Source organism: Paenibacillus sp. OSY-SE (assembly GCF_000283315.1).
GTDB classification, from domain to species: domain Bacteria; phylum Bacillota; class Bacilli; order Paenibacillales; family Paenibacillaceae; genus Paenibacillus_B; species Paenibacillus_B profundus.
In genome coordinates, this window is sequence record NZ_ALKF01000066.1 from 1 (window position 1) to 240 (window position 240).

The 240-nt window shown below is 36.7% G+C and carries 1 pseudogene; it reads left to right on the forward strand.

Annotation, left to right across the window (positions count from 1 at the left end):
- Positions 1 to 179 (forward strand): annotated as a pseudogene (locus tag A372_RS39205) (aminotransferase class V-fold PLP-dependent enzyme); the annotation flags it as partial.
- Positions 180 to 240 lie beyond the last annotated feature (61 nt).

Consider the following 240-nt stretch of genomic DNA (forward strand, 5'->3'; position numbering starts at 1 on the left):
TTCATCCCATGATGACCAATCAGGAAGTCTCCTATATTGTCTCTTCCATACGGGCTATCGTGGAAAACATCATAACCTGGCAAAAAGATTATACCTATCAACCGGAATCAAACGAATGGCGATCTATGAATGAACATCACAAAATAGACATCAGCAAATGGTTCAACTTTAGCAATTAAAAGACTCTTGTCCGTTTCCTTCTTTCAAAATACTCATAAGCTACACTGTAAGATTACTATA